The organism is Kitasatospora sp. NBC_01250, assembly GCF_036226465.1.
Taxonomy (GTDB): domain Bacteria; phylum Actinomycetota; class Actinomycetes; order Streptomycetales; family Streptomycetaceae; genus Kitasatospora.
In genome coordinates, this window is sequence record NZ_CP108476.1 from 3,553,475 (window position 1) to 3,569,835 (window position 16,361).

Genomic DNA, 16,361 nt, shown 5'->3' on the forward strand with positions numbered 1-16,361 from the left:
GGCGCTGCTCAGCGGGCGGCGGGCACGACACCCTCGACCAGGTGCACCTGACTGCCAGTACCCGTGATCTGCCGGAACTCCAGCCCGGCCTGCTCGAACAGCGCGCGGAACTGGCCGCTGGTGCGCTCCCGGCCACCCTGGCTGACCAGCATCAGCAGGTTCATCACGGTGGCGATCTCCGGTGTGCGGGAGAGGTCCAGGACCTGCTCGATCAGCACGACCCTGGCTCCCGCCGGAGCACTGCTGGCCAGCGTGCGCAGGACGGCGACCGCCGTGTCGTCGTCCCACATGTGCAGCACGCCCTTGAGCAGGTACGTGTCCGCCTTCACCGGGATGTCCTGGTGGCAGTCGCCGGCCAGCACCGCGCAGCGGTCGCCCAGCTCCCCGCCGTCGAGCAGCGCGGGATCCGTGGTGGACACCACCCGCTCCAGGTCGAAGAGGACCCCGCGCAGCTGGGGCCACCGCTCCAGCAGGGCCCTCAGCAGGGTGCCGCGGCCCCCGCCGATGTCGGCCACCGTCCCGCAGTCCGCCAGATCCAAGGCCTCGGCCACCGCGGCCGCCGTGATCTCGCCGGACTTGGCCATCGCCCGATCGAAGAGTGCCCCGAGCTCCGGTTCCTCCTCGTGCAGGTGGGTGAAGAGCGTCGTCCCGTACACCTCGGGGAAGACGCTGCGGCCGGTGCGGACCGCCTCGTCCAGTCGCGACCAGATCTGCCAGGCAAACGGCGCCCCGGCGAGCAGGGCCATCGGCCGGCGCCCGCCGGGCGCGTCCGCGCGCAGGAGCCGGGAGAGCTCGGTGTGGGCGTACACACCCTCGGTGGTCTCCCGGAACAACCCCTGGCAGGCGAGCGCCCGCAGCAACTGGCCGAGCGCCTCCTCATCGGCGCCGACCGCCGACGCGAGCGCGCCGACGGTCAGCGGCTGCTCGCCGAGCGCGTCGGCCAGTTCCAGCCGAGCGGCCGCGGTGATCGCGGCGGTCACACCGAGGCTGTACGCCAAGGAGTGCAGCCGCAGCGGCGCCGCGACCTCGGGCTCGATCATCTCTGGCGACTCAGCCATGGGACGGTTCCTCCTTAGTGGTGGGCCCGGCTGTCGCAAGGACGCTCCGGGCGTAGACGCCGACATTGCTGTCGAACTCCAGAGCGGCATGGCTGGCAGCCGCGTGCACGTCCCGCCAGGCCCTTTCCACCGCACTGCCCTCCAGCTGCCCGCGCGCGCCGCTGCCGTGCTGCAACCGGTCCACCGCCTCGGTCAGTGTCTCGGCGATGAGGGCGAAGTCACGGTGGTTGCGGGGAACGGTCTGCGGCCCGGCACCAGCGTCGGCCTGGGCCGCGATCCGGCCGAGCAGCAGACCCGCGGCATCGATTGCGAACGAGGCGCGGGCCAGCACCGACTGCACCGACGGCTTCTCCGCCGCCTGCACCGTACGCCCCATCAGCACCTCGGTCTTGCGGCCGATCCACCCCGTCCAGGCGGACAGCGCTCCCAGGGCCGATCCGAACGCGGGGGTGAGCATGGTGAGCCCGTTGACCAGGCGCAGGGGCACCCCATGGCAACCGACCGGCTCCGTCTCGGGGGCTGTACCGGCCAGCAGGACGGCCTGGCTGAACGTCCGGGCGACCGGCACGAACACGTCGTCGAGGATGACGGTCCGGCTGCCCGTGCCGCGCAGTCCGACCGTGAACCAGGTGTCCTCAACCGCGCAGTCACGGCGCGGTACCGCGAAGAAACGCAACCGCTTCTCCGCGATACCCGGCTCCCAGGCCGTCAGCAAGACCCAGTGCGCGAAGTCCACGCCACTGATGAAGTTCCAGCTGCCGCTCAGCCGCCAGCCGCCGGAGACCGACCGGGCCTCGCCGTTCGGCACGAAGCCCGCCGAGATCCGGGCGTCCGGCCCCTCCCGCCACACTGCCTGCTGGCCTTCGGCCGGCAGGTAGGCGGCGAGGCGGGCGTGTGAGGCGAACAGTGAGGCGCACCAACCGGCGGCGGCGCAGCCCTGCGACACCTCGGTCGTTGCGGCGACGAAGTCGCTGAACGTACCGGCCGAACCACCGAACCGCCGGGGCACGAAGTGCCGGCTGAACCCAGCGTCGGTCAGCGCCTCGACCGCCTTGGAGGCCAGCTGGCGATCGCGGTCCGCCTGGAGTGCCAGCGGCTCGACGACCGACCGGGCGGTGACGGCGGCAGCGGCCAGTGGCCCCGGCTGCCCGGGGCGCGGCTCGGGGATCGTGGACACGCCGATATCCCACATGAGTGGCCTCCTAGTGTCGTCAGGGCCGGTCGGCGAGGAACAGCCGGTGCATGGCCGCCTCACTGCGGTGGCTTGTGGGGTTGACGAAGCCGGCCTCGGTCAGCATCTGCTGGTAGGTGTCCACCGAGTGGGTCTCACCCTGGTGCGTCTGCACCAGCATGATCACCGAGAACATGTACGGCAGCGGGTTGGTGTGCGGGGTGTCGCCCTCGTCGGTGGTGTGGCCGACCACCGCGATCCGGCCGCCCGGCTTGACGGCGGTGGCCGCGCGCCGCAGCAGCTCGGTGGCCTCCTCCTGGGAGAAGTGGTGCAGCACGTTGGTGAGCATCACCAGGTCGTAGGGGCCGCCCAGCGGCGTCTTGAACATGTCGCCGGCGATGGTCTTGAAGCGGTCGCCCAGCCCGAGCCGTTCGGCGTGGCGCTGGGTGATCTCCAGGACGTTCGGCCAGTCCAGGCCCGTGATCGTGGCACGCGGCTCGGCCTGCGCGAAGGTGAAGCCGTAACTTCCGTGACTGCAGGCGATGTCGAGCACGTCCAGCGTCTCACGGTCCTTGGCCCACGGCAGCAGCTGCTGGGTCATCAGCTCGGCCGCACCGTTGTTGAACCAGGTCGTGCTAGTGGCGAATTCCTGCCAGTAGTCGAAGTCCGGGGTGAGCGCGTGGGTCGGAGCGACGGTGCCGCCGTGCCGCACCGCGTCGATCAGCGTCTTCTGGGCGTCCCACTCCCAGTCGCTGGCACCGAGCCGGACCGCGCCACCGAAGAACCGGGGGCTCGTGCTGATCAGCAGCTCCCGACCGCCCTGCGGCAGGGCGTACTGGCCGCCGTCGGCGCGCAGCAGGCCGATGGCGGCCAGTGCGTCGAGCAGGATCCGCATGCCGCGCGGGTTGACGTCGGTGTGCGCGGCCAGCTGGTCCGCGGTCAGCGGACCGTCCCCGAGCGGGTCGAACAACCGTAGGTCGAAGGCGGTGCGCAGGAGCGCGGTCTTGACGTAACCGCGGGCGATGTCGTGCAACTGCTTGGTGTCGACGGCGGGCACCTGGGAACCGGGCTGTTCGGTGGTGGTCATGACTACCTTCCATGGCTGGACAAGTGAGCACATGGTCGTGGCGGAACTTCGAGGGACGTTCGAAGAACGCCCGTCACGCTGACCCGACCACCTCCGACGTGACGGGAAACGGCATGGACAGTGAAGTCTCGGTAGTGATCGCGGGGGGCGGGCTGGTGGGCCTGTCACTGGCTCTCTTCCTCGCCGACCAGGGGGTACGGACCCTGCTGGTCGAGCAGCACGACGGCCCGTCGACGCTCCCCCGCGGCCGCGGACTGAACCTGCGGACCATGGAGGTCCTGCGTGCCGCCGGCATCGAGGCGGCGCTGCGCGGCGCGCCCGCCTCGGTCCTGCGTGACCTGCCGGAGATCGCACGGGCCGACACTCTGGCGGGGGACCAGCTCTTCCACGCCGCCCGCCCCGCGCTGGAGTCCTTCACCGCGCTCAGCCCGACCACGCCGCTGATGTGCGACCAGAACGACGTGGAGCCAGTGCTCCGCGAACAGGCCCAACTACGTGGCGCTGAACTGCGGTTCGGCACCCGACTGCGATCCTTCCGACCGGATGCCGACGGGGTCACCGTCCAGCTGTGTGACCGCGCCACCGGCGCCGAGCAGGTGGTGCGGGCCGACTACCTGGTGGCCGCCGACGGGCACCGTTCGACCGTGCGAGCCGCCCTCGGCATCGGCACCAGCGGGACGGGCAGCATCGCGCACTACGTGAACATCCCGTTCCGGGCGGATCTCGCCGGCCCGCTGCGTGGCCGGCGCCTGGCCCTGTGCTATCTCAACCAGCCGGTGCCGCACACCATGCTGACCCGGTTCGACCACCCCGAGCACTGGGTCCTCATGGTGCCCTACCGACCGGAAAGCGGTGAGCGGGCCGAGGACTTCACACCGTCCCGGTGCCTGGAACTGATCCGGGCGGCGACCGGGGTTCCCGACCTCCTCCCGGCTCCCCTGGCGCTCGGCACCCGCACCGATCCGTCGGCCGTGACCACCGTGCAGACCTGGGAGCTCGCCTCGTGGACCGCCGACCGCTACCGGACAGGCCGGGTGCTGCTGGCCGGCGACGCCGCGCACGTAATGGCACCCGCCGGCGGCCTGGGCGGGAACACCGGTGTGCAGGACGCGCACAATCTGGCCTGGAAGCTGGCCGCAGTGCTGCGCGGCACCGCACAACTGAGCCTGCTGGACAGCTACGAGCAGGAACGCCGGCCGGTCGCCCTGGCGGCGTGCGAGCAGTCGGTGCGCCAGCAGTTGAGCCGGCGCTCGGCCGACTCGGCCCGGCCTCAGGGCCCGGTCGCGCACCCGCTGACAGCGGTACTCGGATATCGCTACCGCTCGGCCGCCGTCGCGGCCGAGGACGGCACAGCCACGCCCCCGCCGCCGTCCCTGGAGTTCGCCGGGGAACCAGGCAGCCGGGCCCCGCACCATCGCGTGCTGCGCGGGACCGAGCCGCTCTCCACGCTGGACCTGTATCGCGGCGGATTCGTTCTGCTCTGCGGGTCCGAGGGCGAGCACTGGGCCGCCGCCGGACGGCGGCTCGCGGACCGGCTGGGGCTTCGGGTCTACCGGATCGGCGATGAACTACACGACGAGAGCGGCGACTTCGCGAGCGCGCACGGGATCACGGATCGCGGCGCGGTGCTGGTGCGGCCCGACGGCTTCGTCGGCTGGCGGGCCACCGACCAGGCCCCGGAGGGAACCGGGCGGCAGACGCTCGACACCGTGTTCGCGCGGCTGCTCGGCTGGTCCGAGAGCGCCGGACCTTGGTGTCAGGACCCATATCAGCGCCCTGTCAGTCGTGTCAGCGCCACATCAGAGGCGCTTTGAACCATGAAGTCGGCAACGCATGATCACAGAGAGGGAACCCAGCCATGACCGAGGCGATTCTCGCCGAAGGACTCTGCAAGCGATTCGGCGAGGTGACCGCCCTCGACGGGGTCGACTTGCGGATCCGCCCCGGCCAGGTCCTGGGCCTGCTCGGGCCGAACGGCTCCGGCAAGACCACCGCCGTGCGTATCCTCAGCACCCTGACCAAGCCGGACGCGGGGCAGGCACGGATCTACGGGTACGACGTCGTCCGTGATGCCGCCCGGGTGCGTCAACTCATCGCACTCACCGGCCAGTACGCGGCGGTCGACGAGAACCTCACCGGCACCGAGAACCTGGTGCTGATGGGTCGGCTGCTGGAGCTGAACCGGTCGCAGGCCCGCCTGCGGGCAGCGGAGCTGCTGGAGACCTTCGGGTTGACCGAGGCGGGCCGGCGCACCGCGCGGACCTACTCGGGCGGCATGCGCCGCCGGCTCGACCTGGCGGCGAGCCTGGTGGGCCGGCCGCGGGTGCTGTTCCTGGACGAACCCACCACGGGCCTCGATCCGAAGAGTCGCTTCGAGCTGTGGCGGGCGGTGCGCCGCCTGGCGGCCGAAGGCACCTCGGTGCTGCTCACCACTCAGTACCTGGAGGAGGCCGACCAGCTCGCGGACGATCTCCTGGTGATCAACAAGGGGCGGGTCGCGGCCAGCGGCACCGCCGAGGCGCTGAAGGCGCAGACCGGCGGACGCACCCTGGTCATCCGGCCGAGCGACCCCGACAAGCTGGGCACGGCCCTGACCGCCGCCCAGGCGGTGGCGGCCCGCGCCACCGAGGAGGACAGCACCGTGGTGGTCGGCTCTGCGGACGCCGCCCTGCTGTCGGCGGTGCTGGGCAGTCTGTCGGCGGCCGGCGTGGAGGTGGACGAGGCGGGCCTGCGCAAGCCGAGCCTCGACGAGGCGTTCCTGGCCATCCTGGGCGAAACCGCCATGCCCGAGCAGGACGAGACGGCCGGGACCGACCAGCGGACCCCGGTAGCCGCCAACACCAGCAAGGAGCACGCCGCATGAGCACGACGCTGAACGCCCCGGCCGCCCCGGCCGGCATCCTGATCCCCGAGGCACGCCGGATCGGCCCGATCCGGCTGATGCGCCATACCGCGGCGCTCACCTGGCGCATCATCACCCAGGTCCGCCACAACCCGGAGCCGCTCTTCCTCCTCGGTGTGCAGCCAATCCTCTTCCTGCTGCTGTCCACGTACATCTACGGCGGGGAGATGGCCGGGTCCAGCCACGCCTACCTGCAGTACGAGGTGCCCGGGATGATGGGCTACAACGCGGTGTTCGCGACAATGGCAGGCGCGCCCGCCCTCTTCGGCGATGTCGGACGAGGCGTCTTCGACCGCTTCCGGTCCATGCCGATCGCCCGCACCGCACCGCTGCTCGCCCGCTACTGCGGTGACCTGATGCTCCAGATGTGGGCCCTGGTCCTGGTGCTCGGCGTGGGTTTCGCGCTCGGCTTCCGGATCATGACGCACTGGTGGAACCTGGGCTTCGCGGTGTTGCTCCTGGCCGCGTTCTCCTTCGGCCTGACCTGGCTGGCGATGGCCATCGGTCTGTCGGTGCGGTCCGTGGAGACGGTCCAGATGCTCTCCTTCCTCTGCACCATCCCGCTGTCGTTCATCAGTGGCGCGTTCGCCGAGCCCAAGACCATGCCGGGCTGGCTCCAGGTGTTCGTCAAGCTCAACCCGGTCACCTGGCTCGGCACCGCGGAGCGCGGGGTACTGCTGGGCGGAGCCGTGGCCCGGCCGGTCTGCTACACGCTGCTCTCCTCGGCCGTCGTGGGCCTGCTGTTCGCACCGCTGGCGCTGCGGGGCCTGGCCCGGCGCCGCTGACCGGGCGCCGGACCACCTCCACAGCGAACGCCACACTGATGAGGAGAGAAGCTTGCGGATCCTGTTCACGACCTCGAACTGGGCCGGCCACTACTTCTGCATGGTTCCGCTCGGATGGGCCCTCCAAGCGGCCGGCCACGAGGTCCGGGTGGTGTGCAGTCAGGATCAGGCCGGCACGATCGGCCGGGCTGGGCTGGTGCCCGTCCCGGTCCTCGAGAGCCTGGACATGATGTACATGTCGCGGCTCAACCTGTACGCCCGGGTCGCCGAGGGCCAGGTCCGGCTCCCGGGTCTGCCACTGCATCCGGGCACTGGACAACGGGTCACCCACCTCGACGAGTTCGACGTGGCCACCGCCCAGAAGGCGTTCTCCCAGGAGTACGGGAAATCCGTGCTGGCCGGCTACGAGCAGACTGCGCGGTTCGCCCGCTCCTGGCGGCCGCACCTGGTCTGCCACGACGTGCTCGCCGAGACCGGCGCCCTGGTGGCGCGGGACGCGGGCGTGCCGAGCGTCTACGTCGCCCCTGGCCTGTTCGGCACCGTCGACGAGGAGTTGGGGCTGGACCTGGGGTTGCTGGACCTGGTGAACAACCTGTCCCGACCGGGCGTGGAGCCCTGGGGCCGGGAGCAGATCAGCCACGTGATCGACCCGTCGCCCGGCTCGGTGATCCCACCACTCGGGTCGGCCACCCGGCTGCCCATGCGCTACGTGCCCTACAACGGCCCCGGCCCGCTGCCCGAGTGGGCCCACAGCCCCCGGGACCGGCCCCGGGTGTGCGTGGTGTGGGGCCGGTCGGCGACCGGGATCTACGGGCCCGACGTCCCCTCACTGCGCGAGGCGGTGTCGGCCGCCCTTCGCGGCGGCGCCGAGGTGGTGCTCACCGCGAGCGCGGAGCAGGTGCGCGCGCTCGGCGGACTGCCTGACGAGGTCAGGGTGCTCCAGGACTTCCCGCTCGACCTTCTGCTCTCCTCCAGCGACGCACTGATCCACCACGGCAGCGACAACTGCCTGATGAACGGCGCGATCGCGGGAGTGCCGCAACTGGCCCTGGCCCTGGCCAGTGACCAGATCACGTTCAGCCGCCGGCTCGCGCGCACCGGATCCGTGATCGCGCTCGAAGGCCTGTCGGCCACTGCGGCGCAGGTCATGAGTGCCGTGGACGCCCTGCTGGAAGACCCTGGTCACGCGGGCGCGGCACTGGCGCTGCGAGCCGAGATGCGCGACGCCCCGCCGCCCAGCGCGCTGGTCCCCACCTTGGAGGCCCTGGTGCGCCTGGGCTGATGCCGCAAACGCCGGTGTCCCCGATCCCACCTACCGGTGGGATCGGGGACACCGGCGCGTCGCCGGTCAGCCGGCGGTGTCCGGGGCGTAGACGCGGTCCGCGACCGCGCGCTTGGCAGCCCGCAGCCGCGTCAGATCCTCGGGGCGGTAGCCGCCCGCCGTGGGGCGCTCGGGCACGTCCAGGCCCTCCAGCAACCGCCATTTGGACCCGATGTCGGTGAGCGAGCGGTGCTTGATCCCGTAGTAGTCGGGCTTGATGCTCAGCGCCACGCCGGCCGCTCCGGCCGCCGCGGCGACCAGGTGCGGATGGAAGCGGGTGGTCAGCCAAGCCTGGCCGGGACGGGCCGGCAGGCCGTCGCGCAGGACATCCGCCATGGAGTACACCCGAGCGTCGGGCAGCGCCTGCCGGGCGGCCGCCAGGACGTCCACGTCCTGGTCCGGGGCGCACTCCAGCAGACCGACCCGGTCCGCGCCCCACTCCCGCAGCGTCCTGACGACGAACCCGACCAGGTCCTGCGGGCCGGTCTCGGCGAGCAGCGACTGCAGGCTCACCATCACCTCGGGCACCTCGTCCCTGCTGTCGAACAAGTGCGGCCCCATGCCCAGGAAGACGTCATCGCAACTGCGGGACGCCGCACAGCCGACGAGTTCGGCGGAGGCCTCGTCCCGCACATCGACAACCTCGAAACCCTCCGCCAGGGAGCGGATCAGGCCACTCTTCCCCTCGGCGGGCGGCCACAGGCCCTGCCCGGTCATCGCGGCACGGCCGCCGGAGCGCCGGGTCGCGGCCGTGATCCCCGCCAGCAGGCCGGCGAACGGCGCCCAGATGGCATTGATGAAGCCGCCGCCGAGCAGGTGCACCACCCGCGCGTGCCGCAGCGCCCCCAGCCCGTCGGCGGCGGCCGGCCGGCCCGCCGCATCGACCGTGGCGGCCACGGCCCGCGCCGTTGCGGCCGGGTCCGGCGACCAGTGGTCCACGCACAGCTGCCACAGCACGTTCTGGAACCGTACCCGCGGGTGCAGCCCGCGTAGCCGATCCGCAGCTGCCTGGGGACCGAGACAGTCCACCACCACGTCCGCGTCCGGGGCGACCTGCGCCAGATGCCTCAGCCAGGTCGCCGCTATCAGCTCGTCGCCGTAGTTGGGAATTCCCGCCGGACAGACCAGGTAATACTCACACCGCTCTCCATCCACCATGCCCCCATCCCCCCACAGGGCCTTCGAGTCCCTTTCGAGGGCATGCCGCTCCTTGAACGCGCGTCGAACGTCGGCCCCGACACTACTCGCGGAGCGGCGCGAGGAGGATCGCCCGTCCACACCGACGAGGAGGCCCAATGCGGGTGCTGTTCATGGCCACACCTGTGCCCAGTCATTTCACTCCGATGGTCCCACTCGCCTGGGCACTGCGTTCGGCGGGACACGAGGTCATGGTCCTGGGGCAGCCGGACATCGTCGACGCGGCGCTCGCCGCCGGGCTGCCGGCCACGCAGACCGGCGACCGCTTCGACGCCGTCGAGGCGATCACCTCCCGGCTGCCCGCCGGGCAGCGCCCCAACCAGGCTGGGCGCGCGCAGACTTCGGACGCGGCGCCGTTCACCCTCGTCATGCCATGGATCATGCACGCCCGCTATCTGATGATGGACTACCTGGACCTCGCCACGCGGTGGCGTCCCGATCTCGTGGTCAGCGACCCGATGGAGTTCAGCGCCCTGCTCATCGGCGGCGTGCTGGGCGTTCCCGTGGTCCACCACCGGTGGGACATCGACCCGTTGGGCGCGCAGCCGCTCGCCATGGCGCGCCAGCTGCTCGGCGCCCGGTTCGCCCGGCACGGCCTGAGCGGCGAACTTCCCGGCCCCGAGCTGGTGCTGGATTCCTGTCCGCCCTCGCTGCGGAGTCAGGAGCCGGCCGGACAGCAGCCGCCCGCGCGGTCCGTACGCTACGTCCCGTACAACGGAGCCGGCACGCTCCCGCAGTGGCTGACCCGGCCGACCGGCCCGGGCCGCGTGGCGGTGAGCCTGGGTGGGCTGACCGCAGCGCTCAACGGTGTTCCGCTGTTCCGCTCGGTCGTCGACGCCCTGGAGGGCCTGGCCGGGGTCGAGCCGGTGGTGACGCTGCCGGGCGCACACCACGAGGCGCTGGGCCCGGTGGGCCCGGACACCCACGTGGTCGAACCGATCCCGCTCAACCTGCTCCTGGACTCCTGCGCCGCCATCGTGCACCACGGCGGTACCGGGACCTCGCTGACCGCGTGTGCCTTCGGCCTGCCCCAACTGGTGCTGCCGCAGATCGGCAACGAGTCGCTGTGGGCCGCCCGGCTGCGCGACTACGGCCTGGCGCGCGAACTCACCGATCCGGCCGCCCAGGACGACCCGGCGGCCGTCCGCGAGGCGGTGCGCGACCTACTGGAGGACCCCTCCTACGCGGCGGCCGGGCGCAAGCTCGCCGACGAGATGGCCGCGCTGCCTGATCCGGCCGAACTGGTCGGCGGGCTGGAGCAGCTGGCGGCGCGGCGGGAGGGCCGATGAGACTCCTGGTCACCGCGCTCGCCCCGAGCCACCTGCTCTGCATGGTCCCGCTGGCGTGGGCGGCCCGGGCGGCCGGGCACGAGGTCCTGGTCGCCGGGCGCGCCGAGGTGGCGCGGGCCGCCGTCGAGGCCGGACTGCCCGCCGCCGAGATCACCGAGCTGTCGGTGGCGCCCCCGACGGCAGGGCCGGCCCTCACCGTGCCGGCCCTGCCCAGGATGGCGGAGATGCTGGCCGGGGAACAGTTGCGCGGCTTCGCCGGGCAGCGCTGGACCTCTGGCGGACACCCCTGGCAGGTCCGGGTCGCCCGGGTCATCGACGGCTATATCACCCTCGCCCAGCGATGGCGGGCCGAGGTGATCCTCTGTGACCCGATCGAGTTTGCCGGCCTGGTCACCGGCGGCCTGCTCGGCATTCCGGTCGTCGTGCAGCGCTGGGGCGGCCCGGACTCGATGAGCGCCGAGGCGATCACCCGAGCCCGCGGGATCCTCGCCGAGCTGAGCGCCGGCCTCGGGCTGGTCGGTGAACTCCCGGCACCGGCAGCAACGTTGGACCCCTGCCCGCCGAGCCTGCGGTCGGACACCACCACGCCGGTACAGTCGATGCGCTTCGTGCCGTACAATGGCTCGCAATCGGTGCCGGGCTGGGCGCACACCCGGTCGTCACGGCGCCGGATCTGCGTCACCTTCGGGCTGTTCGGCAGCCAGGCCGCGATGACCGGGGCGGACTTCGTGGCGGGCGGCAACCTGCCGCAGCTCCTCGACGCGATCACCGAGGCGCTGCGGCCGTGGTCGGAGCACGACGTGGTGATGACCGCACCGGCGCAGGTCCACGACATGCTGAGCGCCGTACCACCGTGGGTCAGGCTGGTCGACCGGGTCCCGCTCGACGCCGTGCTCGCACAGAGCGATCTGGTCGTCCACCACGGCGGCACCGGCACCGCGATGACCGCGTGCGCCCGCGGGGTGCCCCAACTGCTGCTGCCGCCCGAGCATCCCGCCCTGCTCGACTGCGCGCGGGGTCTGGCCCGTCAGGGTGCCGGCCGGATCCTGGAGGGCGAGGCCCGCACCAATCCGCAGGCGCTGCGGGACGAAGCCCGCCGGCTCCTCGGCGAGCCCGCGCACCGGGACCGGGCGCGCGAGCTCGCCGAGGAGATCGCCGCTCAGCCGACGCCGGCGGAACTGGTGTCCGTGCTGGCCGGGTTCGCCGACCCGGCAGGCTCCAGAAATGGCGCCAGCGGACCGGGCAGTACCTCGCACAGGATCCGCGTCGCGTCCCCGGTGGCGACGTCGAAGAGCTGACAACGGCCGCGCCCGGCAGCCGTTGTGGCCATCACGGTGATCAGGCCGGCTCGCCGCTGGAAGATGGACTGGCGCAGCCGGACCCCGACGATCCCCTCCTGTGACAACGCCCAGTGGCGCCGCACCAGCACCCCTGAGCGGCCCACCAGGTAACGGCCCACCACCTGGTGCCCCAGTCCGCGGTAGCCGTCGAGCGCCGCCAGCAGGCCGAGCGGGAACATCGCGACAAACAGCGGCCACGGCCAGCTCGGCAGCAGGGAGTCGGCTGTGGCCGCCGCGAAGAGCGCGGCGGCCACCGTGCTGAGGGACAGCGCCCGGACCAACCGCCGACGCCGTGCCCTGGGCGGGTGGGGCACCAGCGGGCTGCGCACCGGCGCCGGATCGCGCAGCACCTCGGCGGCGACCCGGCGGACCTGCTCGGCCGGCGCGGACGGCACCAGCAGCGCACCGCCCCGCCGGCCCCGCGTCCCGTTGGTGATGGCCAGGCAGCGCGCACCGCCCACCAGGCGGACCGGGAGGGTCTCGGCGATCTCCACGCCCCGGATCCGTTCCTCCTGGAGCGCGACCGTGCGGGTGGTGAGCAGGCCGTGCGAGGTCCGCAGGGTGCCGTCGGGCAGCCGCACCAGCCGGAAGTTGCCGAACATCACGGCGTAGAACAGGGTGGACGCCACCGTGGTGGCCGCCAGCGCGACCCCGGCCGCCAGCAACACACCACCCCAGGGGTGCGGGCCCCGCAGCTGGTCCGCGAGGGCGTGGGCCGGCGCGGTGTGCCAGAGGTCCAGGCGGGCCTCGTGCAGGATCACAAGACACAGCCCGAGCAACACCGGTCCCCCGATGTTCAGCGGCGCGTACCTCAGCCATCCCGAGTGTGCCCTGGCCAACTCGCGATCGTCGGTTCGCGGCGCGCCGGCCGGAAAAAGCTCCGCGCACAGCTGTTCGGCCTGCGCCAGGCTCAGCGCGTCGAGCTTCAGCCGGTCCTCACCCTTCAGGTCACGACTGCCGGTACCGATCTCGACCCGAGCCAGTCCCAGCAGTCGGTGCAGCGGATGCGCCGTCACATCGACGCTTCGGATACGGCTCAGCGGGACCCGGGTCACCTGGCGCTGCAACAGGCCGCGGCGCAACTGCACCTGGCCGTCGGCGATCCGGAATTCCGTGGTGTACCAGCGGGCGGGGCCCAGCAGAACCGCGCCGACCGAGGCGAGCAGGGACCAGCCCTCGCCGCTGCCGGTGCTGACGCCGATAACCAGCGTCGCGACCAGGAGCGGCAGCGCGCGGAGCAGTTCGTGCAGCGGATGGACGACCAGCATCCGGGGGTGCAGCCGGCGCCAGAGCTGCTCACTGTCGGACAGCTGGCTGCCGGACGACGCGGTGGCGGTCATGTGGCGTCACCCTTCGTGGTTTTGACCTGCTCCGTGAGCTCCGCGACCAAGCGGGAGGCCACGTCGTCCGCAAGCCCCTGGATGACCAGCGGCCCCGCCGCCGAAGCCGTGGTGACGGTGACGTTGGTGAGTCCGAAGTGCTGCTCCAGCGGGCCGCGGCTGCTGTCGACCGTCTGGATCCGCGATACCGCAGCGATCCGACGGTCCTGCACCAGCCAGCCGGTCTGGACGTAGAGCGCCCCTGGCGCGGTCTCCCAACGATGCACCCGGTAGCGCCACCGGGGCATCACCGCGCAGTGCGACACGCCCAGCAGCACGGTGGCGGCGATACCCAGCCAGTGCCAACCGGCCCGGGAACCGTCGTCGAGCACGAGCCAGACGGCCTGCGCCACCAGAGCCAGCACCCAGCAACTCAGCGCGCGGACGGTCCAGTAGGCGACCGCCTGGCGGCTGACCTGGTGCTCGGGCCGGCGCAGCACCGGCGCGACCGGGGCGCTCACTTGGCCACCTCCGCCTTGGCCACGAGCTCCTCCAGTACGGGCACGACAGTGGCGGGGAGCGGTTGCGCCTCCACGTCCTGCCGCAGGGTCGCGGCACTGCGCCGGTACCCGTCGTCCGTCAGGAGTGCCGCGACCTCTCCGCGGACCGCTTCGGCGTCCGCCTCGTCCTGTGCCAGGTGCCGCCCGGCACCGACGGCGACCAGGCGCTCCACGTTGAACCGGCCCTCCGGGATCTTCGTGATGCCCAACTGCGGTACCCCGTGAGCGGCGGCGGTCATCATCATCCCGGTACCGCCGGTGTGCACGATGGCCTGGCAGCTCTGCACCAGGGTGGTGAGCGGCACCCAGTCCACGGTACGCACGTTCGGCGGCAGCTCGCCCAGGTACCGGCGGTGGTCCGGTTCCATGGCCCCCACGGTGAGGATCACCTCGGTGTCGAGCGAGGCCACGCTCCGGGCGATATTCCCGAAGAGCTCGATGATGCTGGTGCCCAGCTTCTTCTGCTGGGAGGTACCCCAGGAGACCAGGACCCTCGGCCGCCTCGGCGGCTCGCGCAGCCAGTCCTGCTCGATGCCGGGACCGTTGTACGGGATGTAGCGCATCTGGACCCGGTCGATCTCCTGTTGGCCGGGCCAGCGCAGGCTGGGCGGACACGGGTCGATCCAGGCGTCCGGGTGCAGCAGCGGCTCGACCCCCCAGCGGGTGAACAGGTCCAGGTAGCCGGTGCGGTGCTCGGTGCCCACCCAGTCCTTGATGTCGAGCCGCAACAGCCGTGCGAGTCCGTACAGGTGACTGACCGTCGGAATGCCCAGGACACGGCCCGCCACCGGACCTGCGAAGGTCACCGGGTCATGGACGATGAGGTCGGGCCGCCAGTCACGGCAGTAGTCCACCAGTTCGTCCACCATGTGCTCGCATACGCTGAACTGCTTGGCCGCCAGCTGGTCGGTGACCCGCATCCAGGCGGCGATCTCGGGCTCGTCGTCAGCGGCCGGCTTGGGCACGAAGGTGCCGCGCCGGTACCAGGAATCGGCGTCGATGTCCCGCCCGACCGAGACGCCCGGCAGACCCGACTCGTGAACGGTGTCCATCAGTGACGGGGTACTGGCGAAGCGCACCTCGTGTCCGGCGTTCAGGCAGGCCCAGGCGAGCGGCACCATCGGATAGAAGTGTGGACGCGCAGCATAAGTGGTGAACAGTACGCGCATGGCGGAGCCTCCAGGAGCTTGGCTGGTCGGGTCGGACTGGGGCCTGTCCGGCGGATCTTGTCGGGCGCCCGCGGGTCAGGAGCTGAGCGCGCGGACGGCGTCGACCAGGCGGGCGTGCGGCACGATCTCAACCATCCGGTGCCCGCCCCCGGCCGGCAGGTCGTACGCACCATCGAGCACCGCGCGGCTGAAAGCACGGATCACCCGGGCGAACTGGTCGTCGCAGGGAAGCAGGTGCTCCCGTACGCCGTCCTGACGCTCGACCCGGACCACCGGCGCATGGTCGGCAGGCGGGGTGAAGGCCCGGTCCACCGTGATCCGCCCGACGCTCCCCCAGAGTTCATACGAGGAATGGTAGGCGTTCTCAATCCCGAACGTGATGTGGGCGGTTACCCCCGATGCCGTGCGCAGCAGGGCCGCGCCGCCGGTGTCCACCTCCCACAGCGGATGGTGGCGCAGCACCGCGCCGACGACCTCCAGGCCGTCACCGAGAAACAGTTCGGCAGCCCTGATCGGGTAGCCGGCCACGTCCAGCAACGCCCCGCCACCCAGGCCGCGTTGGTGGCGAATGTCGTCGGGCGGCAGCTGCGGGATGGTGAACGCGGCGGAGAAGGCGCGCAGTTCACCGATCGTGCCGTCCGCGACGAGCTGCCGTACGGCCCGGTGCTGCGCGTGATGGGTGAACATGTAGTTCTCGATGAGCAGCAGCCCCTTGGCGCGGGCCAACGACACCAGCCGCGCGGCGGTGTCGGCGTCCGTGGCGAGCGGCTTCTCGGCCAGCACGTGCTTGCCCGCGTGCAGCGCCGCCTCGATCCACCGGGCGTGCAACGCGGCGGGCAGCGGGACGTACACCGCGTCGATGTCCTCGCACTGCAGCAACTGCTGGTAGTCATAGACCGCTTGGCAGTCGAACTGTCGAGCGAACCGGTCCGTCTTCTCCGGGTCCCGGCCCGCCACCGCCACAACCCGCGTCAGCGGGTCCGCGACGGCCGCCGGCAGGGTGCGCCGCCAGGCGATGCTCGCGCACCCGATGACCCCCAGGCCTACCGTCCCGGTGGACGCCTGTCGGGTCTCCTGTCCGCCGGTGAGCTGCCGGTTTGCGCTCTTCCCGTCTGTCATACCTTCGCCTCCCTCATCGTGAGGGATCCTGCCCCAACCGCTTC

At 71.8% G+C, this 16,361-nt stretch carries 13 protein-coding genes and 1 pseudogene; 6 read left to right on the forward strand and 8 right to left on the reverse strand.

The window, feature by feature from the left end:
* Nucleotides 1-8: 8 nt before the first annotated feature.
* Genes OG500_RS14370 through OG500_RS14380 form a run of 3 tightly spaced genes read right to left on the reverse strand, consistent with a single transcriptional unit; the run spans nt 9 to nt 3,316 of the window.
* Complete coding sequence (locus tag OG500_RS14370; RefSeq protein WP_329580381.1) at nt 9-1,058, reverse strand: methyltransferase; 1,050 nt, start codon at nt 1,056-1,058, stop codon at nt 9-11.
* A complete protein-coding gene (locus tag OG500_RS14375) occupies nt 1,051-2,235 on the reverse strand; it encodes an acyl-CoA dehydrogenase family protein (RefSeq protein WP_329580384.1) in 1,185 nt (394 codons plus the stop codon). Before OG500_RS14375 ends, OG500_RS14370 begins: the two co-directional genes overlap by 8 nt.
* Before the next feature lie 34 nt (nt 2,236-2,269).
* Nucleotides 2,270-3,316 carry a class I SAM-dependent methyltransferase gene (locus OG500_RS14380; RefSeq protein WP_329580387.1) on the reverse strand — a complete coding sequence of 349 codons (1,047 nt, stop codon included), beginning with the start codon at nt 3,314-3,316 and terminating at the stop codon, nt 2,270-2,272.
* 113 nt (nt 3,317-3,429) lie between these two features.
* On the opposite strand from OG500_RS14380, the gene OG500_RS14385 reads away from it, so the two are divergent.
* From OG500_RS14385 to OG500_RS14400, 4 genes are read left to right on the forward strand one after another with little or no spacing between them, the layout of a single operon-like run.
* On the forward strand, nt 3,430-5,130 hold the full coding sequence (locus OG500_RS14385) for an FAD-dependent monooxygenase (protein ID WP_329580390.1): 1,701 nt from the start codon (nt 3,430-3,432) through the stop codon (nt 5,128-5,130).
* Between the two features lie 44 nt (nt 5,131-5,174).
* The gene (locus OG500_RS14390) at nt 5,175-6,179 is read left to right on the forward strand and encodes an ATP-binding cassette domain-containing protein (RefSeq protein ID WP_329580393.1); all 1,005 of its coding nucleotides are present in this window, start codon (nt 5,175-5,177) and stop codon (nt 6,177-6,179) included.
* On the forward strand, nt 6,176-7,003 hold the full coding sequence (locus OG500_RS14395; protein ID WP_329580396.1) for an ABC transporter permease: 828 nt from the start codon (nt 6,176-6,178) through the stop codon (nt 7,001-7,003). The genes OG500_RS14390 and OG500_RS14395 overlap by 4 nt, the downstream gene beginning before the upstream one ends.
* A 52-nt stretch (nt 7,004-7,055) precedes the next feature.
* Entirely contained in the window at nt 7,056-8,285 is a 1,230-nt protein-coding gene (locus tag OG500_RS14400) for a nucleotide disphospho-sugar-binding domain-containing protein (RefSeq protein WP_329580400.1), read from the forward strand.
* A 66-nt stretch (nt 8,286-8,351) separates the two neighbouring features.
* Here OG500_RS14400 and OG500_RS14405 read toward each other — a convergent pair whose 3' ends face one another.
* The gene (locus OG500_RS14405; protein ID WP_329580403.1) at nt 8,352-9,482 is read right to left on the reverse strand and encodes a polysaccharide pyruvyl transferase family protein; all 1,131 of its coding nucleotides are present in this window, start codon (nt 9,480-9,482) and stop codon (nt 8,352-8,354) included.
* A 185-nt stretch (nt 9,483-9,667) separates the two neighbouring features.
* Between OG500_RS14405 and OG500_RS14410 the strand changes: the two genes are divergently transcribed.
* Both OG500_RS14410 and OG500_RS14415 read left to right on the forward strand, forming a co-directional pair.
* Entirely contained in the window at nt 9,668-10,810 is a 1,143-nt protein-coding gene (locus tag OG500_RS14410; RefSeq protein WP_329580406.1) for a nucleotide disphospho-sugar-binding domain-containing protein, read from the forward strand.
* Nucleotides 10,807-12,108, forward strand: a complete 1,302-nt coding sequence (locus OG500_RS14415; RefSeq protein ID WP_329580409.1) for a nucleotide disphospho-sugar-binding domain-containing protein — start codon at nt 10,807-10,809, stop codon at nt 12,106-12,108. Before OG500_RS14410 ends, OG500_RS14415 begins: the two co-directional genes overlap by 4 nt.
* Nucleotides 12,109-12,149: 41 nt before the next feature.
* Here OG500_RS14415 and OG500_RS14420 read toward each other — a convergent pair.
* The 4 genes and pseudogenes from OG500_RS14420 to OG500_RS14435 form a co-directional block, all read right to left on the reverse strand.
* Nucleotides 12,150-13,490, reverse strand: a pseudogene (locus tag OG500_RS14420) (PH domain-containing protein); the annotation flags it as partial.
* Nucleotides 13,487-13,990 (reverse strand): PH domain-containing protein, encoded by a 504-nt coding sequence (locus OG500_RS14425; protein ID WP_329580412.1) that lies wholly within the window; start codon nt 13,988-13,990, stop codon nt 13,487-13,489. The pseudogene OG500_RS14420 and the gene OG500_RS14425, both read right to left, overlap by 4 nt.
* Nucleotides 13,987-15,150: a nucleotide disphospho-sugar-binding domain-containing protein gene (locus tag OG500_RS14430; protein WP_329580415.1), complete on the reverse strand. Its 1,164-nt coding sequence runs from the start codon at nt 15,148-15,150 to the stop codon at nt 13,987-13,989. Before OG500_RS14430 ends, OG500_RS14425 begins: the two co-directional genes overlap by 4 nt.
* Before the next feature lie 123 nt (nt 15,151-15,273).
* The gene (locus tag OG500_RS14435; protein ID WP_329580418.1) at nt 15,274-16,317 is read right to left on the reverse strand and encodes a Gfo/Idh/MocA family protein; all 1,044 of its coding nucleotides are present in this window, start codon (nt 16,315-16,317) and stop codon (nt 15,274-15,276) included.
* Between the last annotated feature and the right edge of the window lie 44 nt (nt 16,318-16,361).